We start from the raw sequence: 23,699 nt of genomic DNA on the forward strand, positions 1-23,699 counted from the left end.
TTTCCTCTGAAACGTCAAATGCGCGAACCCACCGTTCACAACGGCAGGGTCAACGCCGCACTCTGTCCGCTCACCGCATCCTGATAGGCAATCGTCAGCCCGATCCCCGCCGGATTACCGGCAGCGACCGTGATCTGCGGCAACGGTGACGAAGCGACCCTGCTCTCAGCCGCAATCTGCGCCCGCGCGATCGCCGCCACCGCAGCCTCCGCGCCCGCCGCACCGACGAACTGACCCAGCCCCGCACCAAAGCTCAATTGCCAGATGTAATCGCCGGGATTCGTCAGCAGCCGCCGGAGCACGCGCTGTTCGGTCAGGGCCGAACCCGCAGCCAGAGCCAGATCCCCCCCGGCATCGATGGCCAGATCCCCCCCGAACACCAATCCCGCGTCCGCCATCAGACCACCGCCGATGTCGTGCCGGTCTGCCCGCCTTGGGGGTCCGGATGAACATGCCCGTCATAGGCCTGGCGCAGCGCATCGACACTGCCATGCTGCCCGCCCAGATCCGAGATTTCGCCACTGACCATCAAATTCCCCTCGATCGAAACCGTGCTCGCCTGCATTGCGATCGTGCCGTCATTCCGCAGCTTGATGAACGACCCGCTCTGATGCACCAGCCAGAACTCGCCCACCGGCGTCGCCGGCGGCGCATCGGCGCTCGACCACACCCGCCCGAGCACCACCGCCTGCTCCGAATCCCCCTCCTGACCCAACACCAGCACCTGATCCCCGGGCGAAAGCGGTGCGGCCATCCCCCACCCGCCCCCGACCCAGGACGTCAGCACCGGCAACCAGCCGGAGAGCAGATTTTCCGGCTGCATCATCACCCGTGCGGCATAAGCCGCCGTATCGAAACTCGCGACGACACCGAACCGCGCCTGTCCACTCAACCCGTCGAGTGCCGCCGCCCGCGCCTTTACGGCATTCCAGAACGCATCCATCATATCACCTTCAGCGCTTCGAACCGTTGCACGAACCCGCCAATCACATCGACATGCCGCTCGATCGTCCGGATCCGATACGACGTATCGAACCCCGTTCCGGTCCCCGCCAGCACGAACACGCTGCCCGGCATGAGCGATAAGTCCCCCGGCATGCTGCCCCGCAAAAGCACCGCCTGCGCCGCCAGTTCCGCCTGATGCGCGCTGGCCAGCTGCGCGGCCTCCCCCTGCGTCAGGTTCGGCCGCACCAACGTGACTCCGCCGGACGAACCGACGCTGCTGGAAACAGCATGTTTCGATTTGGGGTTCCAACTCGCCACCGTCACTTTCGGCGTACCGAGCCCGACCGCCCGATCCACGACCAGCGAGATAAAATCCTGCCCGTAGTGCAACACGGTCTGAACCGCATCGCTCACCGGCGCGAAATTCAACGTCGTTCCCGTCACCGAGAGCGCAAATTGCTCCGTGAGCGCGAGCCCGGCCAAGAGATCCCACCGCGTCATATGCCGCGAATGCAGCGCCAGTGCCGTCCGGGTGTGCGCCAACTCGTAATATTGCCCGACCGGCGTGCTCGTCGCGGTCACCGCCGCCGCCAGCCCCGCATCGGCGGCAAACTGCGATGCGATCTGGCTGGCGGTCTGATTGGCGAAACTCTCGGTCACCTCGGCATCGATCAACCGCGCCGACAGATCGCGCCCGCTCACCACCGCCTGCCCCCGGCCGAAATCCACGGCGACATTATCGATCTGCCCGACCAGCAACGCCCCGCCCCCCGCGCCGATCCCGGCGAGAAACCCGCCCCCGATCCCGACACCGACCGAAACCACACCCGACCCAAGCCCGGCGAAATAGCCGGCCCCGCCCGGCACCGCGCCGGTCGCAAACACCACCCGAAAGCGATCAGCCGAAAAATGCCCGCATTGCACCAGTTCGAGTTCGATCGCACCACCCACCGTCATCCCGTCGATCGTCACCGCAAGCGAAACCATCCGCGCCGTGGCACTCTCAGACATCCGCGATCCCCCCGCCCGCAGCCGGGTCCACCGCCGGGATGACCAGTTCGACCACGCCGTTCAACACCGGATCATCGAGGTTGTTAAGCTGTGCGATCCGGATCCACTGCGTCGCATCGCCAAGATACTGCGCGGCAATCGCGAACAGATTGCCGCCCGCCACCGTCACCACCGTCCCGCTCAAAGCGCACCTATCCCGATATTCGCCACCGCCCGGCCCAGATAGGCCTGGGCCGCTGCCGCCCCGGCCAGCATGGCGGAAGACGCCCCGATCGCCCCCATCGCCGCGATCGGCACCGCGGCACCCACACCTGCCGAAAACGCCGTAACCGCGCCATCGAGCGACGCACCCGCCGCGGTGATCACGCCGGAAACCTCGGTCTGCGCCGCCGTCACTCCGGCTGCCGCCGTACTCGAAACCCCGCTCAATCCCGCGAATCCCGCTGCACTCGCAATATCCAGGCCAGCCTGCACCAGAGCAGAAGGCAAAGCCGTCACCAGGTTTTCAACCGCGACGAGGGCAATTCTGAACGGGATCCACCACGGTTTGCGATACGCCGCCTCGAACGAGGCGATCACCACCTCATAGGCGAACCCGCCCCACACCAGCGGCAGCGCAATCCCCGCATCGCGCGCAATCCCCAGCGTCTGAGCCCTCGTCTCGGCATCCGGCCCGGAAAAAACCCCGGCAAACCCGATCTCTGTGGCCGCCGCGCCCAACGTATCCACGATCCGCCCACCCCCCACCGGCTGATGAATCGCGAGGCGCTGCACGCCGCCGAAGGTAATCTCCGCCGGGATCTCGAAATCCCGGAACGCCACGCCACCCAGAGTGACCGCGACAGTCGCCATGAACATTCTCCCGATTTCAGAATCCCGGCTTGCGCCCGGCAAAGATCGGCGACATCCGGGCATCGAACCCCGTGACGCCCGAAGGTGGCCGCCGCGCCTCGTCCCCGAACAACTCACCCATGATCCGCATCATGTCCGGTGGCGCCACAGCTGCAGGCACCTTCATCACCCCGCTCGCAGCATCATCGGCATGTCCCGCCCGCGACCATCCAGTCCGCCCGGCCCGATGCGGATCGTCAGCCCCTTTGTGCCAATCCCCATCGCGCGGGTACCGTTCCTTCATCCGGTCCGTCCCGGCGTATGGCGCCCGGTACTCCGCCGCACCCTCCGCAAACATCCCCCGCGAACGCCCAACCGGTGCAAAAGCGCGTCCCGAAGCGGGTTGTCCCCGTACAGAACGCCACCCTCCGCCAACAGCCCGCCGCCCCTGACCGAACCCGCCCGTCCTGCCCGACCTCAGCCCCGCATCCGTCCCTGCTCGTTCGCCGAAGTCTTCCCACCGGTACCGCTTCGCCCCCGGCAGCAGGCCGGACACGCCCCTGCCCATCGGCATTCGGATCGCCGGCATCCCCTCCCGCATCGTCCATCCCGAGCCGGAACGAAACATACCTGCGAGCTGCCACCGAGCGCGCATCGACCGCGCCAGACCGGGTCCCGCATCCGCCCCCCGTTCGCGCCATCGCCCGGAGCCGGCGAAGCGCGCCACCACCGATCGCACCACCCGCTCATGCGCCGTCGCCTCGGCACCGCCCCGAAGCGCCCGTTCGCCCTTATACCAGGCCACGCGATCCCCTCGTTTCACCGCCGCCGCGCGAGCCGCCACCGGCGAGACCAACCCGCGCATCGCGCGACCGAAATCGACCCCCGCATACCCCCGCATCCCCGGCGTCGCCTGGCGCTTTCCCGTAGCGAGCACCGCGCACCGCGGTGCAAAGCGTCCCTCCAGCCTGCGGCTCCGCCTGACCAGCGACGTCCATTTGCGCACATAACGGGCGTAGTGTGCGCCGGTCGTGTCGCGTGTCGTCCTCATCGATCCACCCACGTCATGCTTGCCCAGTCGAAATCCAACCCGTCGAGTTCACCGCAGGCAACGACGAAGGCCACGCGCTCCGCCTCGCCAAGCGTCATCGCCACGTCGAACGGCACCCCGCGCCCGACCAGATACAGGCAGTCGATCAACGCAGGGTGCCGGCTCAGTTTCCCGCAAGGGCCTTCACTGTCGCGGGATCATCCGGCGCACTCGCCAGCGCCACAGCCTCGATGCCATCCTCGCCCAACCGCTCGACCGCGTTTTCCACCGCCGCCTCGCTCGCCGGAAACAGCAGCGGCACCCCATCGATCGCGGTCACCGCCGCGGCCAGCGAGGCGACACCGAGGTAAACCTCGTTCATCGCCAGCTCCGCACCCAACGCCTTGTACAACCGCAGCCGGTCCAGCATCGTGAGATCCCGCAGCGTCAGCTGCCGCCCCCGCGCGTCCTCGATCCGCCGTTCGCTCATACCCGCTTCCTGGTCGAGGCAAAGAAGTCGAGCTTCTGCGCCACCGGCATGTCCCCCCGGAACATCCCCGCCGAGGTCAGCTTGAACACCACGCCCTCATACTGATAGGTCGAGGTCGAGCCATCCACTTCACTGACATACTGATAGAGCGTCCCCGGCGCGATCGCCTGCCCCGCGAGATACGCAAGCTCGATCTGCGCCATGAAATCGTCCGCCGCCGAACTCCCCCGATCGAGCGCGAAACTCCCCTGCCACCCGCGCGGCAGCTCGGCCCCGAGCTGCACCCCATCGAGCCGGTCCACCCGCACGCTCTGGGTCACCTGGCTGACCTCGAAACCGGTCACGTAAGCCAGATCGATCCGCCCGAACGGCCCCATGACGACAATCTGGCAGTCATTTCCAACAGAAAAACTATTATACGGCATGTTCTATCGTCCTTATACAGTACCCTGCGGCAACGTCTGCTGACTGACCTGAACAGTCTGCCCGCCTTCGACATTGACGATGAATTTCTCATTGATCGACTGATACTGAACCTGTACATCCGCCTGCACATAGCCGAGTGCCGTGCGCGATTGCGGGTTGTTCGAAATATCGCACACCACCGCGAACGGCAGCGATCCATCGGTCGAACCCAGCATCTTCTGCCCGAGCATCGCATTGAGAAACGACAGCAATGTGGAGCGGATATTCTGGAACAGCGTGGCGTTCACGAGCTGCCCGACATACGCCCCCATGCCGGCTGACAGCGTATCGGCGATGTAATTGGTCATGCGGGTATAGTTATCGCCGTTGGTCGCACTGTTCGACGAGGTATTATGCCCGCCCCGCACACCCCAATACGCCCCACCCGGCTGCGGATTACTGATCACGTCGATCCCGGCTGACAGCAACACCGACAAATCCGCCGTCGAATACGTACTGCTGCTTCCCGCCACCGCCTGGCCCGATTTCTGGCTACCCACCACGCCATAAAGCTGCTTGTTGAGCGATGATTGCTCAGGCGACAGATTGGCCAGAATCCCTGCGGCAAACCCCTGCGGCGATACCAGCCGGGTGATGCCGTTCGCCTGATCGTACCACCAGATCCAGTCGCCGAACATCAGCTTCGCCGCGTAGGAATCGATCCCGGCGGTCTGCATCGTGGTCACGGCGTTCGCAATCGTGTCACCCGGCGGCCCGGCCAGGATCATATAGCAGCCCTCGTCGAGCCCGAACGCAACCGCCACGCTCCACTGCGTCGAATCATCGAGATCCGCCAGCACAACGATGCTGCACCCCTGCCCCCGCAACGCATACATCCCCGATCGTGGCGACACGTCCTGCCCCACCACCATCCCGGAGGTCAGCCCGGTCGCGCCATCGCTCCCCGGCGTGCCGGATGAGAACGGAAACACCCCGCTCGACGGGGCGAGCGACGAGGTCCCCGCCGTTGCCGTCACCAGTTGCGACGCCCCGCGCAGCGGTCCGGTCCCGTTATTGATCGCCGTCGCAACCGCCGCCCAGAACGCCGCACCGGTCCCGACGATATTGTTGAACACCTCCACCGTGCCGCCCGGCATCGCGATGGTCACCTGCCACGAATTCGCCGCCGACCCGGTCGATATCGTCGCCACCAGCGAATTACCCAGGCTGCCGGTATAAAGCGCGGTCAGCGTCAGCGCGCCGAGAATCGAGACCGAAGCGGCAGTGTCGGTCCCGTCGGTCACCCGCACGCACCGGAAGTTCGACGCCCCCTGCTGCACCCCGATCGCAACCACCGTCCCCATGTCGTATTGCCGGGGCATCACAGGCCCGAACCCGGTGGCATAATCGCCCATCGAGCCCACGATCATCGGCTGATCCACCGGCCCCCAGCTCGCGCTGCCCACCACGCCCATCACATTGGTCGGCACCCCGTTGAGCAGCAACGTCTGCGGCGGCACGATCTGGACATACAGGTCAGGAACGATCAGCGCTGTGGTATTCAACGCACCCGCTTGCGAAATCGGCATGCCTTATTCCCCCGCCATGACGCGCACGACCGACTGGGCATGGCCCTCCGCCAGAATCGTCGCCATCGTCGTTGCATCGGTGATCACGTCACCCCGTTTGAAGCCGCCGAACGGCTTCACCACCACGAACTTGATTGTCATGAAGTCTCCTCAGCCGGACAATCCGGCAATAAACGCACCATCCGCTTCAATACCGCCCACGCCGAACATCATCGCCGGCGTCATATCGGCCAATGTTGTCGGATATTCGACAGTATAAATAATATCCCGCCGATACAGCGCCGCATCCGCGCCCGCATCCGTCGTGGTTCCACCCGCGTAAACGATATGCCCGCTCGACCCGTCCGCCAGCCCGACGAAGTTGGGCGTCGCCAGCGCCGGCTCGATCACCGATGCCGCCGCATCCCGCGTCAGCGGATCGCCACACCACAGCGAAATCCGAAAGGCCTGAACCTGGCGCTTGATCTCCTGCAACGACATCCCGCCTGCCACCACCCGCGCGGTGAACAGCCGCGCCGCCGGCACGGTCAGCGCCGTCCCGCCATAATCCACCAGCCAGCCGGCCGCGCGCATCAGCGCCGCCAGATTGCTCGCAACCGTGGGCGGTGTATCCCGCGCCTGAACCGCATAGGGAAAAATCGTCCCGTCAGCCGCAATCCCCGCCAATTGCCCCGCCGCGCAAACGCCCGAAAAACTTGCCGTCAGATTGTCAACGCTCACCGTCAACGTATCCGGCACCGGCGCCACCGCCTGCCACACTCTGGGAAACCGCGTGGTATTCTTCACCGCAGTATCCGCCGGGAATACCGTGGCGTGCATCACCCCCTGCGCGATATCCGCCTCCAGCGTCGGTCCGTTCGGCATCCCCCGATACACCCGGCACACAACGTTGCCGCCCGGTCCCACCACGACCGAAGGTGCCGCGGTGCCGTCCGGATAAACCGCCGCCGCAACGAGCGACACCAGCGCCGCCTCGACATCCGACTGATCCGCCATCACATCACACTTTCGGTCAGCGCGAGCCGCCAGATCCCGCCATAGGCGATCACCGCATCGACCACGAACTGCCGCCCGCGCGCATCGCGCACGATATCGGCAACCTGCGGCGCCAGCCCGGCCACCGCCGCGACCGCGCCGACATATCCCGGCAGTTTGGTGTCATCCGGCAGGCCGGTGCGCGAGCGGTCACTCACACCGCCCGGCAGCAGCGCCGCCGGAAACCCGGCCAGAATCGCCCGCGCCCCGCCGCTCAGGATCGCCCCGTACGGATTGACCCCGGCCAGCACCGGCCCCGCAGGCCGCCACACGCTGACGGTCTCGTTGCACTGCACCCCCAGAACCGGCGCCGGCGGTTCATTGGTCGCCACCAGCAACGTCCCGAGCGGCCCGACCACATAATCCCCCGGCAGGACATAGGCCTGATCGAGCACCAGCTGCCGATACGGCACCCCGAACGGTGCCGGCCCCCGCGCGGAACCCGAAACCGGCACCGAGAGCACGGCCAGGCGCACCGTCCGGTTCACCGCCACCACCGGACACGCCCCGTCACGCGGTCGGAACGCATCGCAGATCACCCCCGCCTTGCGCGCCGCCATGCCGCCGCCATAGGCGATCCGGTCCGCCAGCCTCACACCGTCCATGAAAATCCTCAAACGATCAGGGTAATGCCGGTCGATTCCAGCGCGCCGCCCGGCGGAATCCCGATGAAGCCGCACAACCGTCGCCGCCAGCCATCGAACAACGCATCCCGGTCACGCACTTCCTGCCGGTTATGCTGCCAGCTCGCCGCCGCATCGGTATCGAGGTTGCCGCTCGCAAGCGGCACCGCCGCTTCGAGCGCATTGAGCGTCGCGAGGTAATTGACCACCACGGTCACCTCCGACGGCGCGAAATTGTTCATCCGGTATTCGAGCGTCCCGTAAGCCTGGAAAAACCGCCAGGATTCGAATCCGGCCGCCCCCGCGCCATATGCCGGATACCCGCAGAACCGCCGCACATCGACCTTCTGCGCCTCGGTCAGAACCCCCGGCGCACTGTCATAGACGCCCGACATCTCAATACACCGAGCCATCACCACGGGTGAAGAAAACCGACCCGCTGCCCGATGCCAGGACCGCGCTGGCATAGGTCGCGAGCCGCCCGGCATCCACCAGCATCAGCCCGCCCGGCGGCACCGGCAGGTCGCTCCCCGCCGAAGCCGCCACGCCCGCCATCCCGAACCGCACGAACGCGATCCCGTTCGCCGCATTGAACACGAGAACACTCGATCCGCCCCCCACCAGCGCGACCGCAGCCGCGCTGGTGGACGCCGCAACCGATGCCGTCCCGGCAGGCCGGAACGGTAACGATGCCCCGATTGACATGCTCAGTTACCCCTCAACCGATATGCTCGATCATGACGGCGCGTTTGAAATTCGAGTTGGTCGCGGTCGGAACCGTCGTCGGCGTCGTGGTGGTGTCGGACGGGGCACAGAACCCGCCAATCCAGTACCATGACTGCGCAATGATCTGCTGCAACCGGTCGATCGGCTCGCGCGTCACCATCGCGACATTGTCAATGATGCTGACCAGCGCATCTTTCGGCGCCACATCCTCCGCCCCGATCCCCGCGAAATCGGCCTCGATCAATGCGCCCTTGCCACAAATGATCGGACGCCGCACTGCAAGCCCGTTCGTGATCCCGGCGGTCTGGACGTAGGCCTCGGTGGTGGTGATGAACCGCAGACCGAGAAAATCATTGACCATGCCTTGGCGGAAAACCGGATTGGTCGAGGTCGCGCCCTGAAAGAGTTGCCGGAAATCGGGATCGGAAAACAACTGGCGCGCCGAGACCGGATCAAGGTAGCAATTATACGCACCATCGACTTCCGGCACCGCATTCATCCGCAGGGTGGCCACCGCGTCGAGCAGCACCGACATCGACAAGGTATCCCCCGCCTGCAACATCGCCGTCGTCGCACGCCCCGAAGGTCGCACGATGGCGCTCGCCGTACCGGCAACCACCGGATTGCCGGCCGCAGCGTCAGTAACACTGACATCAGTGGCAAACGTCAGCTGGCCGGAAATGCCGTTCGGCGCGGTCGACTGGTCGCTGAGGGCTGGTGTCACCGAAATCAGGCTGTACGGATTCGAACCAACGATCACGGTCAGGGGGTTGACGGCGGAAACCGCCGTCTGCACGCCGTTGACGTACACGGTGGTGAACCCCCGGATATCATCGACGGCAATGGTCGGCCCTGCACTCGCCAGCGTCGTCAGAACCCGGGTATTCCCACCGAAATACGGCGCAAACAACGCATTCCGCGCCAGTTCGTCCAGACTCCGCGCCGCCTGCTCGCCATTGGTCGAGGCGTTCTGCAGAAACTGCGAGGCAATCCCCACCCGGCTCGTCACCATGTTGAGGTCCTGCGTCGCCGCGTAGAAATTCAGCGTCACGGTATACTGCTCGACCCCCCAGCCCTGCGGGGTCAGTCCATTGTCGAGATTGGTGTTGGTGCTCGCCGCCATCGGCGTCGTCACCGACGGCATCAGCCCGGCCCGCGTCTTGGTCAGCGTCTCACCGATGCCAACCGAGAAACTCTCCCGATCCGCCACCATCCGATACCCCAGCCGCGACCGCAGCGCCTGCTCGAACTCGCGCTCCAGAAACCCCTGCTGAATGATCGGCTGCAGCGAAGCCGGAAAATTCGAAATACCCATGTTTGATCCCCTTGCGAACAACGCAAAAAAACCGCGCATCCCGGAGGATCGCGGCTGGTGAAGACAGAAGCTCTTTCTTGTGAAAAAGAACCGGAAACTTTTATTTATCTGGTCTGTAATGTTGAACCATCAGACCAGATCGACACGTCAGGTAACGGTTACCCGCCGGATCGCCGCAACATCTCGGCCCTGGCTGCCCGCCAGTCGGCTTCGCTCAGGTCCCGCGCATGGCGTGCCCGCGCCGGCTCGGCCCGCGGCACCGCTGCGGTCGAGGACGATGACCCTCCGCCGAACAACCACGGCTTGTCCCGCTTCAGCTTCGCCATCACCGCAGCCGCATCGGGCACCGAACCATCCTCGGCCAGGGCCACCCGGTCGAGATCGACGAGCTTCAGCCCGTCGAGATCCACCATCCCGGCGCGCACCGCCTCGATCTTCAGTTCGGCCCGCTTGAGCTTTTCACCATGCTCGCGCTGCATCTGCCCCAACGCCTGCTCCGCCGCCTCGGCCCTGGTCTGCCAGTCCTCCGGCGCCGCATCCTCACGCTCGATTTCGTTCGTCATGGCCCATCCTGCTGCATTTGATCTCCGTCATTTTCGATCCGATCGATCTCGGCGGCGACATCGGCAATCGCATGCGTCGCCGCCAGGCTCTTCACCGCCGTCTCGCGTGAAAGCTGCCCGGCATTCACCAGCGTCGCGATCGCCTGTGCCTCCTTGAGCCGGTCATCCGCCGAAGCGGGATACCAGCGCGGCCAGCGCAAACTCAGCCGCACATCGGCATCCACCGGCGGCACCGCGCGCCCCATGACGGCAAGGGGAAACCGCGCCCGCGCCCGCAACACCATGCGCAGCAACGCGAGCAATCCCCCCTCGCCATATGAAATCCGCAAATTATCGGCGAGCCAGATCAACCCCTGGTTCATCAGCTCCAGCGCCCGCCCCGATTGCGCCGCACTCAGCCGGTCTGCATTGGCCCGATTGCCATGCACGCTTTCGAGCGCCATCTCCCGGAGCGTCCGCACATACTCGATCACCGCCGCCGATGCCGTCCCGCCGATCTCCAGCAGCTTCGCATCGCCCTTTTCGGACACGATCAAAGCATTGCCCGCCCCTTTGACGAGTTCCCGATCGGTCGTCGCCGGCTCCTTGATCAGCAAGGTCGGGTCGGACGCATATTTCAACCCGCGCCCCGCCTGCGACAACTGATAATCGATCTCGATCCCGGTCTCGATCGCCGCACGAAACGTGCACGCCCCGTCGATCCCGTCGCCCCCCGGCAGATTGCGGATCCACACGATCGGCACGAACCCCAGCCCGTGCCGCACGCTCCGCTCGTTATCCACTTCCAATGGCGCGGGTTCGACCACGCTCTGCGGCCGATACCAGATCTCGGCCGCCCCATCCCAGACGCGCTGGAACCAGTAATACTGCGCGGGATCGACCTCGCCATAGCCCTGCGCCAGCAGTTCCGAGCCCCGCACCTTGTAGCGCTCGGTCACCGAAGCCAGGGTATCGGGCGCATCCACCTGCCATACCGGCGTCAGATATTGCGTCTCCAGCACCGAAAAAAACAACCGGCCCTTCAATACCCGCATCAGCACCGCAACCGACCCCACGGCGCCGCGCAGCGCCGCATCGATCATCACCTCGTTCAGGCGGCACTCGCGCAGCACCTCGCCGAGCAACGCCTCGACACCGGCATCCGCGCAATCCACTGCGGGAAAATGTCCCGCGCTGAACAGCAGCGACACCGAATCCTCGACCACGATCCGGCACAGCCCGTATCGCACCGAAGGCCTCCGCGCCCGCAGCGGAATATACTCTCCCGCCCCGTTCCGCTCATCGCCGAACGCATAGGGCAGCCCATCATAGATGGTCCCGTCCAGCACGCGCCGATAAATCTCCAACCGCCGTGCCCGCGGTGCCATATGCGGGTCCGCCGGTATCGTCTGACAGATCGTCTCGAACATTCTTCACCGCCCCATCAGAGTGTGCCGAACCATCCGGCTGCCCGTCGGTAGTGCCGCAATCGTCGCCACCGCGCGTGAGAGCGCATCAACCTGATCATCCTTGTCTCCATCCGGAAAAGCCTGAATCTCGTCGATCAGCGCGGGGGTCCACGCCCGGTCGAGCACGAACAACTGCCCGGACCCGATCATCGCCGCCGCCGGGGACGCCCGGACCATCTTGGAGCCGGTCTCCGGACTCGAAACGACATTGAAACCCGCCAGCCTCTGCTTGAAATGCACGATCTGCGAGATCCCGGCCTGCCCCGGGTCCTGAGGCAGCGAAATCGTCGTGGCACTCCCATCTTCCCGCGCCGTCTCAAGCACGATCCGATCGACGTCCGCCGGCCCCGCCCGAAACCGGACGACATCAAGCACCACCAGCCGCGCATCCGCCAGCAGCCCGAGCTTGAGCCCCACCGTCCAGTCCGGATCACGCCGGCCGACCGCAACAGTCGCCGCCAGATCCCACGCCCTGACCGTCCGCACCACCGGCGGCACGTCGATCGCCACCGTCAGCCCGGTAATCTCGAACACCCGCCCTTCGGCCCCGATCGGGCGCTGCTGGTAGAGCGCGCTGAACACCCGCTCGCCAACCGATGCCCGCTTGCGCAGGAGCGACGTGGTGGTCTCCCATTCCGGCCACAGCGCCTCACCCACAGGCCGCCCGAGCGGATCGCCGGCCTCAGCCAGAGCTGGAAACCGCAATTCGGTCCAGTCCCCGTCATGGCGGCTCAACCGCCCCGCCAGATCATCCTCATGCCAACGGGTCATCGCCAAGACGATCCGCCCCCCCGGCTTGAGCCGTGAGAGCAACTCCGCCCGGTACCAGTCATACACCGCGTCCCGCGCCACCCGGCTATCCGCCTCGGCCCAGGTCTTGATAGGATCATCGATCAAAATCAGATCGGCGCGCCGGCCAGTGATCGGCCCGCGTATGCCGGTTGCGAAATACTGCCCGCCATTCGCCACGCCGAACCGCGTCGCCGCCCGGCTGTTCGCCTCGAACGTCAATCCGAACCCGGTCCCTTGCTCCGCGATCAAGCCGCGCAGCTTCCGCCCGAAATGCTCGGCCAGCGAGGCGGTATGCGACACCGCGATCACTTCGGCCCGTGGCTTCGCCGCCAGCCAGAACGCCGGAAACATCACGGATGCGAAGGTCGACTTCGCGGCACCCGGCGGCATCTGCACCATCAACCGGTCGACGGTTCCGCACGCCACACGCTGCAATGCATCGATCAACGCGACGTGATGCTTCGCCGGCGTCTGACCCGACCCGGCGAGAATGATCCCGGCAAATGACTTGAAGTCCCCCGCCTCGATCGCTCCGGCATGAACCGGCCCTGCGGCCTCTGCCCTCGAACACCTCACCACGGTGTCCGTACACAAAGCCTCATCATGAAAGAACCTATAGTCCAAAGCGGGGCGGGTGGGAAAGCTAAAATAACGTATAGTTAGAAATTATTTTCAAATCACCGGAAAATCGCGGTTTTGCAGGCTTCACCGGAACCCGAACGTGACTCCCACCTCGCTGCGCACGATCAACGTACTGCTCGGCGGCTCATAAATCCCGTTATCAAGCCCCGAACCGGTATAATCGAAATGCCGCAGCCCGAGCCCGGCGAACAGATGAAGCGCATTGCCCAGCCGCCAATCCGCGCCGAGATGCACCGCCTCCTCGCCACTGGTCCCGAAATCTCCCGCAAACCCCAACGCCGGTGCCGATGCCCGCCCGCCGATCACCGCCAGTCCTTCGGCAGTCGCCGACACCACCAGCCGGTCGGTCACCGCCACATCCACCCGTGCCCCCAACCCGGCCACCGCCGCCCGGTAGAACTCGCTATACCCACCAGCCCCGCCGATATCGCGATACCAGTTCTGATAACCCGCCGCGACGAACGGAATAATATCCACCCGGGGCGACAGCGCCACCCCGCGCCCCAGCCGCACTTCAAGCGAATTGAACCGCGCATGATCGGTGGCGGTATACGGTGCCAGCCCCGCGCCCGGACCGCCCTGAACATAGCCGTCATAGGTGAGCGGGCCACCCGCGAAATCGTACACCACGCCGGTATAGACCCCCGAGATCCCCAGCAGCGGCCCCAACCGCGAAATCCCTGCGGTCAAACCGGGCAACACTCCGCTTTCCTGATCGGACGTACCCGCGAAATTCTCGCCATACCGTGTGCCCTGAATCGCAAACCCGAGCGAAACCCTAGTCTCAGCCGCCACCACCGCCGGATTGAGCGCATTGGCCCCACCATCGGCCCGGGCGACAGGCATGGCCTCCGCCAAAGCCAAAATCCCGACAATCAGTCTGAGTCGTCGTCCCAAGCGCGCCATGATCCGATCCCGTGCCACCCGACACTTATCGCACCGAATCGTTAAAATTCACTTAACAATCAAGACCACGGCGCCCAAAATCCGGCGCCGTGTCCGCCGCGCCACGCTACTGCAGCATCATCAGCGTCCCATGCCGCATCTCCCCCGGCGATATCAACGCCGCCGACCCCACCCGCACCGAATGCAACCGCCCCTCGATCTGGCGCGCCCAGAACGCGAGGAACCCGTGCAACACCGGATAGCGCGGCGCAATGTCCAGCTCCTGCCAGACAAAACTCTGCAACACTCCGGGATGATCCGGCAAATGATATAGAATCTCCGCCGTCGTCAGCCGATACCCCTGTAATTGCTTGCTCAAACTCATGGTTTCACCTCATCGAACCCGTTGAAAGAGCCCTGCGCCACCGCGTCCCTCTTTGATGAACATGGCATGACACCCCCGGGGGCTGGCAAGAAAAATCCGCGTTATCAACACATTAGCACTCACAACCCCCAAGTGCTGCCGGTCTTGACACAATGCCACCCAGGTTTTATGTGTCTGGCACTCTCCCGATGAGAGTGCTAGCAGCGACCGATGCCTCATCAGGGTCGGCGCCGGCTGAGCCGTTTACGACTGTAACCAAATCAGGAGCGATCCGATGAAATTCCGTCCCCTCCACGACCGCGTGGTCGTCCGCCGGCTGAACGCCGAGGAAAAGACCGCCGGTGGCATCATCATCCCCGATACCGCCAAGGAAAAGCCGATGGAAGGCGAAGTCATCGCCGTCGGTGCCGGTGCCCGCAACGAAGCCGGCGCCATCGTAGCGCTCGACGTCAAGGCCGGTGACCGCATCCTGTTCGGCAAATGGTCCGGCACCGAAGTCAAGCTCGACGGCGAAGAGCTGTTGATCATGAAGGAATCCGACATCATGGGCGTCATCGAAGGCACGCCGGCCACCAAGAAAAAGGCCGCCTGAACCTTCCCGACCCCCTAATTCTGCAAAAGGAACACCATTATGGCTGCTAAAGACGTCCGTTTTTCAGCCGATGCCCGTGAGCGCATGCTCCGCGGCGTCGACCTCCTCGCCAACGCCGTAAAAGTCACCCTCGGCCCCAAAGGCCGCAACGTCGTCCTCGAAAAGAGCTTCGGATCGCCGCGCATCACCAAGGATGGCGTCACCGTCGCCAAGGAAATCGAGCTCGCCGACCGCTTCGAGAACATGGGCGCGCAGATGGTGCGCGAAGTTGCCTCGAAAACCAACGACCTCGCGGGTGACGGCACCACCACCGCCACCGTGCTCGCCCAGGCGATCGTCCGCGAAGGCGTCAAGGCCGTCGCCGCCGGCATGAACCCGATGGACCTGAAGCGCGGCATCGACAAGGCCGTCGTCGCCGTTGTCGAAGAGCTCAAAAAGCGCACCAAAAAAATCAACAACCCGAACGAAACCGCCCAGGTCGGCACGATCTCCGCGAACGGCGAAGCCGAAATCGGCAAAATGATCTCCGAAGCGATGCAGAAGGTCGGCAACGAGGGTGTCATCACCGTCGAAGAAGCCAAAGGCATTCAGACCGAGCTCGACGTCGTCGAAGGCATGCAGTTCGACCGCGGCTATGTCTCGCCCTACTTCATCACCAACCCGGAAAAGATGGTCGCGGACCTGGATAACCCCTACATCCTGATCCACGAGAAAAAACTCTCCGGCCTCCAGCCGATGCTGCCGCTGCTCGAATCCATCGTCCAGTCCGGCAAGCCCTTGCTGATCATCGCTGAAGATGTCGAAGGCGAAGCCCTCGCCACCCTCGTCGTGAACAAGCTGCGCGGCGGCCTCAAAATCGCAGCCGTCAAGGCTCCGGGCTTCGGTGATCGTCGCAAGGCGATGCTGGAAGACCTCGCGATCCTCACCGGCGGCCAGGTCATCAGCGAAGACCTCGGCATCAAGCTCGAAACCGTCACGCTCGCCATGCTCGGCCGCGCGAAGAAGGTGTTGATCGAGAAGGAAAACACCACCATCGTCGAAGGCGCCGGCAAAAAGGCCGACATCACCGGTCGCTGCAACCAGATCCGCGCGCAGGTCGAGGAAACCACCTCGGACTACGATCGCGAGAAGCTGCAGGAACGCCTCGCCAAGCTCGCCGGCGGCGTCGCGGTCATCCGCGTCGGCGGTTCGTCGGAAGCCGAAGTCAAGGAGCGCAAGGATCGCGTCGATGACGCGCTGCACGCAACCCGCGCAGCCGTCGAAGAAGGCATCGTCCCCGGCGGCGGCGTCGCCCTGGCCCGCGCCTCGCTGATCCTCTCCAAGGTCAAGGCCGACAACGACGACCAGCGCTTCGGCATCGACATCATCCGCAAGGCCATCCTGGTGCCCATGCGCCAGATCGCCGAAAACGCCGGTGAAGACGGTGCCGTGATCTCCGGCAAAGTGCTCGACAAGGACGAGTATGGCTGGGGCTTCGATGCCCAGTCCGGCGAGTTCAAGGATCTGGTCAAGGCCGGCATCATCGACCCGACCAAGGTCGTTCGCACCGCCCTGCAGGACGCCGCCTCGGTGGCCGGCCTGCTGGTCACGACCGAAGCCATGGTCGCCGAACGCCCCGAGAAAAAGGCACCCCAGGGTGGCGGCGGCGGCGGAATGGGCGGCATGGGCGGCATGGGCGATATGGATTTCTGATCCAGCCCTCACCGCAGTTACGTCAAAGAGGCCGTGGAGCAATCCACGGCCTTTCTTTTTGCCCGCCCCCTCACATTGCGCCGGTTCTCAAACCATGAAAGACTCCTCGCAATGGAAAAAGACCGCCTGACCGCCTTCTCCGATGGCGTCATCGCCGTCATCATCACCATCATGGTGCTCGACCTGAAACTCCCGCACGGCACCAGCCTCGCCGCGCTCGCCACCGCCGCCCCCACCTTCGTCAGCTACATCCTCAGCTTCATCTACGTCGCCATCTACTGGAACAACCACCATCATTTCTTCCAGCTCGTCCCACGTGTCACCGGCGCCATCCTCTGGGCGAACCTGCACCTGCTGTTCTGGCTCTCCCTCATCCCCTTCGCCACTGCATGGGTCGGCACCCACCACACCGCCGCCATCCCCACCGCCCTCTACGGTACCGCCCTGCTGATGCCCGCCCTCGCCTGGTTCACCCTGCAAACCACCATCATCCGCGCCCAGGGCACCGGATCACCCCTCGCCAAAGCCATCGGGCGCGACCTCAAAGGCAAAACCTCCCCCCTCCTCTACACCACCGGCATCCTCCTCGCCTTCATCAACACCACCCTCGCCGACGGAACCTACGCCTTGGTCGCCCTCCTCTGGCTGATCCCGGACCGCCGGGTCGAACAAGCACTCCCACACGAAGACTGATCGCCCTCCCCTTGCCTGAAACGAGCGGGTTCCAAGGGCTCCGCCCTCAGTGGGGGTCGAGGTGGCAAAGTCCCCCGTCTGGCTTGCATAAGCGGCCACAACCCCCAGCCCTCCGATATCATCCGCGCGCGGCGTGTCGTTCCAGCCGGAATGTCCAGAGTGCCACGATCAGTCCCAGTGCCGCCATTGCCGCTCCCACCAGCGGCAGGTCGAGGTAGCTCACCCCGATGCCCAGCGCCGCGCCGCCGATCCATGCCCCGGCGGCGTTACCCAGGTTGAACGCGCCTTGATTGATGGTCGAGGCAAGGTTCGGCGCATCCCGCGCGAAATCGATCACCCGCGTCTGCAGCGGCGACACCATGGTGAACACGGCCACCCCCCACACCAGCAGCACGCCGATCGCCAGCACGCCACTGAAGCTCACCAGCCGCAGCACGCCCAGAATCACCGCCAGTGCAGCGAACGTGAGCACGATGGTCCGCGCCGAGTGCCGATCCGCCAGCCGCCCGCCCAGCAGCCCGCCGGCGGTCAGTCCCGCCCCGAAAATCAGCAAGGCCACGCTCACCCAATGTGGCGACAACCCGCTGACGTGCTCCAGCAGGGGCGCGATATAGGTGAACACGCTGAACAGGCTCATCGAGCTCAGCACCGCCATCAGCATCGCGAGCAGCACCTGCGTCCGCCCCAGAATCCGCACCTCGTTCAGCAACCGCCCGGACCCTCCGGGCATCCCTTTCGGCAATAGCACCGCGATCGCCGCCATCGACACCAGCCCGATCGCCATCACCGCCCAGAACGTGGCGCGCCATCCCGCCGCCTGCCCCAGAATCGTCCCGGCCGGCACCCCGAGCACGTTGGCCATGGTCAGACCAAGAAACACCAGCGCCACCGCCCGCGCCCGTTTCTCGCGCGGCACCAGATCCGCCGCGACGACCGACCCGATCCCGAAAAACGCCCCGTGCGACAATGCGGTGATGATCCGCGCTGCCATCATCGTCCAATAACCGGGTGCCAGTGCGCACAGGGCATTGCCCAGCACGAACACGCCCATCAATGAAATCAGCGCGGTCCGCCGCTGCCACCGCCCCACCAGCACGGCGACGAAGGGCGAGCCGAACGTCACCCCCAGCGCGTAGGCGGTCACCAGATACCCCGCCTGCGGCACCGATACCGCGAAGTCCCGCGCCAGTTCCGGCACCAGGCCGACAATCACGAATTCGCTGGTGCCGATCGCGAAACTCGCGACGATCAGCGCAATCAAGGGTAAGGGCATACACAACCGCAAAAAGTGAAGCGCGCAGAAAGCGCCCGTTTCACGAAAAAAAGAAGCGGAAAACCTGTTCTAATTTCGCGTCTGTGGGTTGTCGAAACGCGGGGACCGCAGCCGCGCGAACGCCGCTTTCAACGCCTCCGCCAGATCCCGCCGCTCCGCCCCGCCCAGATCGGTGCCCACGATATGCTTCGCCTCGCGGTTGACGATCGACAGCACCGGATTACTCCCCGCCGTCTCCTCAAGCTGCACCCGCAGCCACCCTGGCGCCATCGCAATCTGATTGCGCCGCCCGCGCGGCGAGGTCCGGGTGATCGTCAACCCGTCCTCGGTCAGCAAAATCACTTCCGAGGCCCGTCCGCCCCGCATGTTCATCGCATAGAGCATGATCGCGAGCAGCAGATCCACCACGTCGAACCCGATCACCGGCAACGCGCCCAGATAATACATCAACCCGTTCACCAGCATCGAGCCCGCGGCCATCACCCCGAACACGATAAACATGCCGCGCCGGCTCATGCTCCGGTGCGGCGTCAGGATCGCCTCGAAAATCGGTCCCGGCGCCTCGATCGTGTCCGTCGTATCTGACATATCCCCATTTTCGCATTTATTTGCCGGATCGCAAGCAGAAATCCACCATCCCGGCACTGCAAAACGCCATCACATGATCGACCTGAACCCCACGATATCCGGCGGCCCATCCGCAAACCGAAATCGAACCTCGCCCGGCGCCAGCCCGACCAAACTCGAGCACACCGTGCCAAACCCCTCGTGTGGCCCGACATTGAGCGCGGTGTCCACCGGTGGTGTTCGCGCCGCCAGCAATGCCTGCCACTCCCGCCAGTCACCGCTCGCGGGATCGGGGCGCGCGGCCGCCTCGAACAACGGCTTGTAACGCGCAATCCTCGGGCTGCCCATATCGTTCGGATCGGAGGCTGTGATCATCGTGATCCCCGGTGCCAGCACCCTCGTCGCGATTGTCCCGGTGCCCTCACTGCGCAACACGCAGCCGCCGCTCGCATCAACCAGCACGAGGTTGAATGCGCGATACCGCTCCAGCTCTTCCCGCGCCACACGGTCGCGCGCCGCCGAAGCACTCCGTTCCTTCAAGGCCATGAGCGGCAACCCGCCCCGGCTCGCCTTGCCCGGCTGCGGCCCAAGACTGCCCGTCCGGTTCAGCAACGCCGCGACAACCCCGTCATCATTGACCCCCAGCCAGGTTCCCCCGGCCAGACGATCCCGGCCTGCGGTAATTCCCGACCAGTATCGCGCCGGCGGGTCCCAGGCCCGGTCGATCCGTTCATCGCGATTTGCAGCGATCACGACCGGCCATCGAGCCGAAGGATCGAAAGAAAGGATCAGGGAACACATCGCCGCCTCAATTCCACAATCGAAGCGGGCCGCTCATCGGCAGTTGGTTCGCGCCGCAAGATACGGTCTGGCCAGATCCCATATTCCATAGCGAAACGTCACCGTCAGCGAACGAACCGTCATTCCCGCAGGGAACGCAGGGAACCGCAGATTGCTGATCGTCGCGAGCAACCTCGCATTCACCGCAGTTAAACTCGGCTTCACGAGACGAGCCCCGCTCACCTTACCATCCGGCGCGATCCGAAACCGCACGATCGCCGGGCCCTCGCAATAAAGATTGCGCCCCGTCCCGCCATGGCCGAACGTATCAAACAACACGCGATCCACCACGCCCCGATACTGCGAGCCCGGCGCGGGGCGGATAACGGTGGAGGAATACCAATCACCATGGCCGACCGACCCCGGATCGTCAGCGCCCGCCACCGAAAGACTGCAAACCAGCAATCCGGTCCCAAGCAAAAGCCCTGCCGCAAAAGTCGAACCTGTCTTCATGACCCAACTCGTCTGCCGTGTTCGGTTTGGATAAAGCGATTACCCTCCGAGTTACAATCCCACGATCCCGCCTTGTATCGATACCGGCCTGACCTAGGGAGGGCCGCGCCAATCCCAAGCCCGATCACAATGCCTATTTTTCGAACATAAACGGTCACATCACAATCTAGTGAGCCTATTTACGCGCATTATTAACTGATCTCTCAGTTTACATCACACTGCACCAAATACACATGCATAATTTTTGGTCGTTTTTGCCAAATGAGGGGATTGGATGATCAGAACTCCGCCGATCGCCCCACAATGTCAGCACCGCGTCATTCGCGTCTCCCCGACGCCGCTTTGCCAGTGAAACGCCGCCGCGTCGCCGCCCTGTCACCGCACCGCCACACCCACCCCGAACGCGCCGCGATCCCCCCGGTTTCATCGAACTGCCGCGCCGCTGCAACGGAACCGTCACGACCCGAAGCTATAACGCCCCCCGGTCGAAGGGTCACGCCGTCGCACCTTTCGACACCGAACCCGTCATAAAGGTGAACCCCGTGCAGCCTCGCCCCACCCCATCGCGCGCAACCAAAATCCTGCTACTCTCGCTCTCCAGCACCATCGCCCTCACCGCCGCCGCCCACGCGCAGGTCGTCACCCCCGCATCCAGCGCCATCGACATCAAGCTGATCAAAAAAATCGAACGTGCCGAGCGCGGCACCGGCTCGGTCAGCAAGGAAGCCGTCCGCAACACCAGCCCGGTCCAGAGTTTCCAATCCGTGCTGAAAACCGTGCCGGGGTTCACCGTCCGCAACACCAACCCCGGCAACCTCACAGCGGGCGACACCACCTTCACCTATCAGGGCTTCAACAGCGATCAGGTCGGCATGGAGTTCGATGGCGTGCCGATCATCAACGCCTTTCGCGGCGGCACCAACGGCCAGGGCTCGGACCACGCCCTGTCACCGGTCGCCTCGGGCCAGTTCGACAGCGTCGTGATCTACAGCGGCGCCAACTCCCCGTCCGAAACCGGCATCAACGCACTCGGCGGCACGATCAATTACCTGCCAAAACTGCCCACCCCGCAATTCTACGCCACCATCTCGGGCCACGGAGGTTCCTACGCCAGCAACCCTGAAGGCGGACTCGACAATGGCGGCATCTCGATCAACTCCGGCGCGCTGAACAGTACAGGCACCGAACTCTACGGCAATTTCTATCACACCAACTATCAGAGCTACCTCAAGCACGTCTTCTCGATCAACAACAACGCCTACCTCTCGGCCCTCCAGCCATACGACGAAGGCCGCTCGCAATTCTCCTTCATCCTGATCAACAACGCCGAACGCGCCCAGCAGCCCGAAACCATCCCTCTCGCACTGGTTCAACAATACGGCAGCGATTTTCAATATCCCCTGAACATCTCGAACAACCGCACCACGACGAAATCCTTCACCACCATCGTCGGCTGGCGCTCGATCATCAACCAGTACGTCGTCGCCCGCGCCAAGCTGTTCTACACCCAGGACAATAACGACCGCACCGCCTATTCCAACGCGGCCTATGTCGGCGGTTTCGGCGGCTATCCCCTGCCGACCTCGCTCAAAAGCTATGCCAACCCCGCGCCCAACGGCATCCCGGACAACACCTACAACCCAACCGCCCTGTTCGGCAGCAGCTATAACGGCACTCAATATCAGCGCTATATCGACAATTTCAACAATATCGGCGTCACCCCGTCACTGTCCTTCCTCCTGCCGCACAACACCATCACGGTCGGCGGCCTCTACATCCATTCGCAGGATCACAGCGCCGAATACTGGTACGGTGCCGGCAACGTCCCCACCACCGACGGCTATAACGACGCGTGGGACGAACACGATCTGCGCAACTACGCCGATATCTACATCCAGGACCACATCCGCCTGCTCAACAACAAATTGAGCATCACACCCGGCCTCAAATACTACACGGTCCTGACAACATCCAACGATATCAGCGGCTATTACTATAATTATGCCGGCACAGTGAAAAACCGCTTCAATTACTCCGAACCCTCGTTCGGCGTCAGCTACGAGGCCCTGAAAAACCTCGACCTCTATGCCCATTACGGCCGCGTCTACAAAGTTCCCAATATCAGCGCCTATTATTCCGTGATCGGCAACGCCCCCACCCCCGGCCTCGAACTGGTGCGCCCGGAATATGTCGACGCGATCGACACCGGCGTGCGCTACGATATCGGCAAGATCAAAACCACCCTCGCCTATTTCCGCCGCAGCTTCAGCAATAAATTCGGCTATTACTACAACAATGCCACCGGCCAGACCATCCAGTACAATGTCGGCACCGCGCTCTACCAGGGTGCCACGGCATCGATCGATGCCGCCCTCACCCCGCAGCTCTCTGTTTACGTCAATTACGACTACACATCGGCGAAATACACCTCGAACTACCTCGCGAACGATGGTGCCAGCGTCTACAATGGCGAACTGGTCGGCGGCGTGCCGCTCTACAACCTCAACTTCGGCGTCCAGTATAAAAAATCGGGCCTGACCACCAAACTGACCGACAGTCTGGTCGGCCCCTGGCACATGAACACCGATCTCGGCTCCCCCGCCGCCCTGCCCGCCGTCCACCCCTACAACATCGTCGATCTCAACATCGGCTACAGCTGGAAAACCCGGTCGCCCTATGTCCACAAATGGACCCTCAACGCCTATGTCGATAACCTGTTCGACACCAACTACAACCCCTACGAATACCAGCAGATCGGCGGCGGTCCCAAGGGCAGCCCGAACTACATCGCGGTCGAAACCGGCGCCCCGGTCTTCATCGGCCTCGGCCTCAAGCTCAAGCTGAGTTGATCCCGAACCGCACGGACAATCCCCC

Annotated in this window: 29 protein-coding genes; 4 read left to right on the forward strand and 25 right to left on the reverse strand. The window is 64.0% G+C overall.

The genetic code is table 11. The features are described from left to right. Window positions 1-35: 35 nt before the first annotated feature. The 21 genes from SIL87_RS18135 to SIL87_RS18235 all read right to left on the reverse strand — a co-directional run bounded on the left by SIL87_RS18135 (window position 36) and on the right by SIL87_RS18235 (window position 14,715). Window positions 36-398: a hypothetical protein gene (locus SIL87_RS18135; protein ID WP_319615547.1), complete on the reverse strand. Its 363-nt coding sequence runs from the start codon at window positions 396-398 to the stop codon at window positions 36-38. Continuing rightward, the gene (locus tag SIL87_RS18140; protein ID WP_319615548.1) at window positions 398-946 is read right to left on the reverse strand and encodes a phage baseplate assembly protein V; all 549 of its coding nucleotides are present in this window, start codon (window positions 944-946) and stop codon (window positions 398-400) included. The genes SIL87_RS18135 and SIL87_RS18140 overlap by 1 nt, the downstream gene beginning before the upstream one ends. Beyond that, window positions 943-1,956, reverse strand: coding sequence for a hypothetical protein (locus tag SIL87_RS18145; protein ID WP_319615549.1), 1,014 nt, complete (start codon window positions 1,954-1,956; stop codon window positions 943-945). Before SIL87_RS18145 ends, SIL87_RS18140 begins: the two co-directional genes overlap by 4 nt. Beyond that, a complete protein-coding gene (locus SIL87_RS18150; RefSeq protein WP_319615550.1) occupies window positions 1,949-2,140 on the reverse strand; it encodes a LysM peptidoglycan-binding domain-containing protein in 192 nt (63 codons plus the stop codon). Before SIL87_RS18150 ends, SIL87_RS18145 begins: the two co-directional genes overlap by 8 nt. After that, window positions 2,137-2,808 carry a hypothetical protein gene (locus tag SIL87_RS18155; RefSeq protein ID WP_319615551.1) on the reverse strand — a complete coding sequence of 224 codons (672 nt, stop codon included), beginning with the start codon at window positions 2,806-2,808 and terminating at the stop codon, window positions 2,137-2,139. Before SIL87_RS18155 ends, SIL87_RS18150 begins: the two co-directional genes overlap by 4 nt. 16 nt (window positions 2,809-2,824) lie before the next feature. After that, window positions 2,825-3,838, reverse strand: coding sequence for a hypothetical protein (locus SIL87_RS18160; protein ID WP_319615552.1), 1,014 nt, complete (start codon window positions 3,836-3,838; stop codon window positions 2,825-2,827). Beyond that, window positions 3,835-3,987 carry a hypothetical protein gene (locus tag SIL87_RS18165; RefSeq protein ID WP_319615553.1) on the reverse strand — a complete coding sequence of 51 codons (153 nt, stop codon included), beginning with the start codon at window positions 3,985-3,987 and terminating at the stop codon, window positions 3,835-3,837. Before SIL87_RS18165 ends, SIL87_RS18160 begins: the two co-directional genes overlap by 4 nt. Window positions 3,988-4,001: 14 nt before the next feature. Further along, complete coding sequence (locus SIL87_RS18170; protein WP_319615554.1) at window positions 4,002-4,307, reverse strand: hypothetical protein; 306 nt, start codon at window positions 4,305-4,307, stop codon at window positions 4,002-4,004. Beyond that, window positions 4,304-4,732: a hypothetical protein gene (locus SIL87_RS18175; RefSeq protein WP_319615555.1), complete on the reverse strand. Its 429-nt coding sequence runs from the start codon at window positions 4,730-4,732 to the stop codon at window positions 4,304-4,306. Before SIL87_RS18175 ends, SIL87_RS18170 begins: the two co-directional genes overlap by 4 nt. Before the next feature lie 12 nt (window positions 4,733-4,744). Next, complete coding sequence (locus SIL87_RS18180) at window positions 4,745-6,301, reverse strand: phage tail protein (RefSeq protein WP_319615556.1); 1,557 nt, start codon at window positions 6,299-6,301, stop codon at window positions 4,745-4,747. 3 nt (window positions 6,302-6,304) lie between these two features. Beyond that, window positions 6,305-6,442: a hypothetical protein gene (locus tag SIL87_RS18185; protein ID WP_319615557.1), complete on the reverse strand. Its 138-nt coding sequence runs from the start codon at window positions 6,440-6,442 to the stop codon at window positions 6,305-6,307. Window positions 6,443-6,451: 9 nt separating this feature from the next. Continuing rightward, window positions 6,452-7,297 (reverse strand): hypothetical protein, encoded by an 846-nt coding sequence (locus SIL87_RS18190; protein WP_319615558.1) that lies wholly within the window; start codon window positions 7,295-7,297, stop codon window positions 6,452-6,454. Next, on the reverse strand, window positions 7,297-7,941 hold the full coding sequence (locus SIL87_RS18195; RefSeq protein WP_319615559.1) for a hypothetical protein: 645 nt from the start codon (window positions 7,939-7,941) through the stop codon (window positions 7,297-7,299). The genes SIL87_RS18190 and SIL87_RS18195 overlap by 1 nt, the downstream gene beginning before the upstream one ends. A gap of 8 nt (window positions 7,942-7,949) precedes the next feature. Next, window positions 7,950-8,354, reverse strand: a complete 405-nt coding sequence (locus SIL87_RS18200; protein WP_319615560.1) for a hypothetical protein — start codon at window positions 8,352-8,354, stop codon at window positions 7,950-7,952. A 1-nt stretch (window position 8,355) separates the two neighbouring features. Beyond that, complete coding sequence (locus SIL87_RS18205; protein WP_319615561.1) at window positions 8,356-8,664, reverse strand: hypothetical protein; 309 nt, start codon at window positions 8,662-8,664, stop codon at window positions 8,356-8,358. 13 nt (window positions 8,665-8,677) lie between these two features. After that, window positions 8,678-10,000 carry a DUF4043 family protein gene (locus tag SIL87_RS18210; protein WP_319615562.1) on the reverse strand — a complete coding sequence of 441 codons (1,323 nt, stop codon included), beginning with the start codon at window positions 9,998-10,000 and terminating at the stop codon, window positions 8,678-8,680. A gap of 158 nt (window positions 10,001-10,158) precedes the next feature. Beyond that, the gene (locus SIL87_RS18215; protein WP_319615563.1) at window positions 10,159-10,563 is read right to left on the reverse strand and encodes a hypothetical protein; all 405 of its coding nucleotides are present in this window, start codon (window positions 10,561-10,563) and stop codon (window positions 10,159-10,161) included. Continuing rightward, complete coding sequence (locus tag SIL87_RS18220) at window positions 10,560-11,972, reverse strand: phage portal protein (protein WP_405055246.1); 1,413 nt, start codon at window positions 11,970-11,972, stop codon at window positions 10,560-10,562. The genes SIL87_RS18215 and SIL87_RS18220 overlap by 4 nt, the downstream gene beginning before the upstream one ends. Before the next feature lie 3 nt (window positions 11,973-11,975). Continuing rightward, window positions 11,976-13,379 (reverse strand): phage terminase large subunit, encoded by a 1,404-nt coding sequence (terL, locus tag SIL87_RS18225; RefSeq protein WP_319615565.1) that lies wholly within the window; start codon window positions 13,377-13,379, stop codon window positions 11,976-11,978. Between the two features lie 129 nt (window positions 13,380-13,508). Next, a complete protein-coding gene (locus SIL87_RS18230) occupies window positions 13,509-14,291 on the reverse strand; it encodes a hypothetical protein (protein WP_319615566.1) in 783 nt (260 codons plus the stop codon). A 166-nt stretch (window positions 14,292-14,457) separates the two neighbouring features. Next, on the reverse strand, window positions 14,458-14,715 hold the full coding sequence (locus SIL87_RS18235) for an usg protein (protein ID WP_319615567.1): 258 nt from the start codon (window positions 14,713-14,715) through the stop codon (window positions 14,458-14,460). 274 nt (window positions 14,716-14,989) lie between these two features. Between SIL87_RS18235 and groES the strand changes: the two genes are divergently transcribed. From groES to SIL87_RS18250, 3 genes are all read left to right on the forward strand, one after another. Then, the gene (gene groES, locus SIL87_RS18240; protein ID WP_319615569.1) at window positions 14,990-15,307 is read left to right on the forward strand and encodes a co-chaperone GroES; all 318 of its coding nucleotides are present in this window, start codon (window positions 14,990-14,992) and stop codon (window positions 15,305-15,307) included. Between the two features lie 39 nt (window positions 15,308-15,346). Then, a complete protein-coding gene (gene groL, locus SIL87_RS18245) occupies window positions 15,347-16,999 on the forward strand; it encodes a chaperonin GroEL (RefSeq protein ID WP_319615570.1) in 1,653 nt (550 codons plus the stop codon). A gap of 111 nt (window positions 17,000-17,110) precedes the next feature. Continuing rightward, window positions 17,111-17,692, forward strand: a complete 582-nt coding sequence (locus tag SIL87_RS18250; protein WP_319615571.1) for a TMEM175 family protein — start codon at window positions 17,111-17,113, stop codon at window positions 17,690-17,692. A 118-nt stretch (window positions 17,693-17,810) separates the two neighbouring features. On the opposite strand, the gene SIL87_RS18255 is transcribed toward SIL87_RS18250, so the two are convergent. The 4 genes from SIL87_RS18255 to SIL87_RS18270 form a co-directional block, all read right to left on the reverse strand. Further along, window positions 17,811-18,965 carry an MFS transporter gene (locus tag SIL87_RS18255; RefSeq protein WP_319615572.1) on the reverse strand — a complete coding sequence of 385 codons (1,155 nt, stop codon included), beginning with the start codon at window positions 18,963-18,965 and terminating at the stop codon, window positions 17,811-17,813. A gap of 69 nt (window positions 18,966-19,034) precedes the next feature. After that, window positions 19,035-19,553, reverse strand: coding sequence for a DUF2244 domain-containing protein (locus tag SIL87_RS18260; protein ID WP_319615573.1), 519 nt, complete (start codon window positions 19,551-19,553; stop codon window positions 19,035-19,037). 69 nt (window positions 19,554-19,622) lie between these two features. After that, complete coding sequence (locus SIL87_RS18265) at window positions 19,623-20,333, reverse strand: NRDE family protein (RefSeq protein ID WP_319615574.1); 711 nt, start codon at window positions 20,331-20,333, stop codon at window positions 19,623-19,625. 33 nt (window positions 20,334-20,366) lie between these two features. Further along, window positions 20,367-20,825, reverse strand: a complete 459-nt coding sequence (locus SIL87_RS18270; RefSeq protein WP_319615575.1) for an energy transducer TonB — start codon at window positions 20,823-20,825, stop codon at window positions 20,367-20,369. A gap of 542 nt (window positions 20,826-21,367) precedes the next feature. Here SIL87_RS18270 and SIL87_RS18275 point away from each other — a divergent pair. Further along, window positions 21,368-23,674, forward strand: coding sequence for a TonB-dependent receptor (locus SIL87_RS18275; protein ID WP_319615576.1), 2,307 nt, complete (start codon window positions 21,368-21,370; stop codon window positions 23,672-23,674). Window positions 23,675-23,699 lie beyond the last annotated feature (25 nt).

The sequence above is a fragment of the Acidiphilium acidophilum genome (genome assembly GCF_033842475.1).
Classification (GTDB): Bacteria; Pseudomonadota; Alphaproteobacteria; order Acetobacterales; family Acetobacteraceae; genus Acidiphilium; species Acidiphilium acidophilum.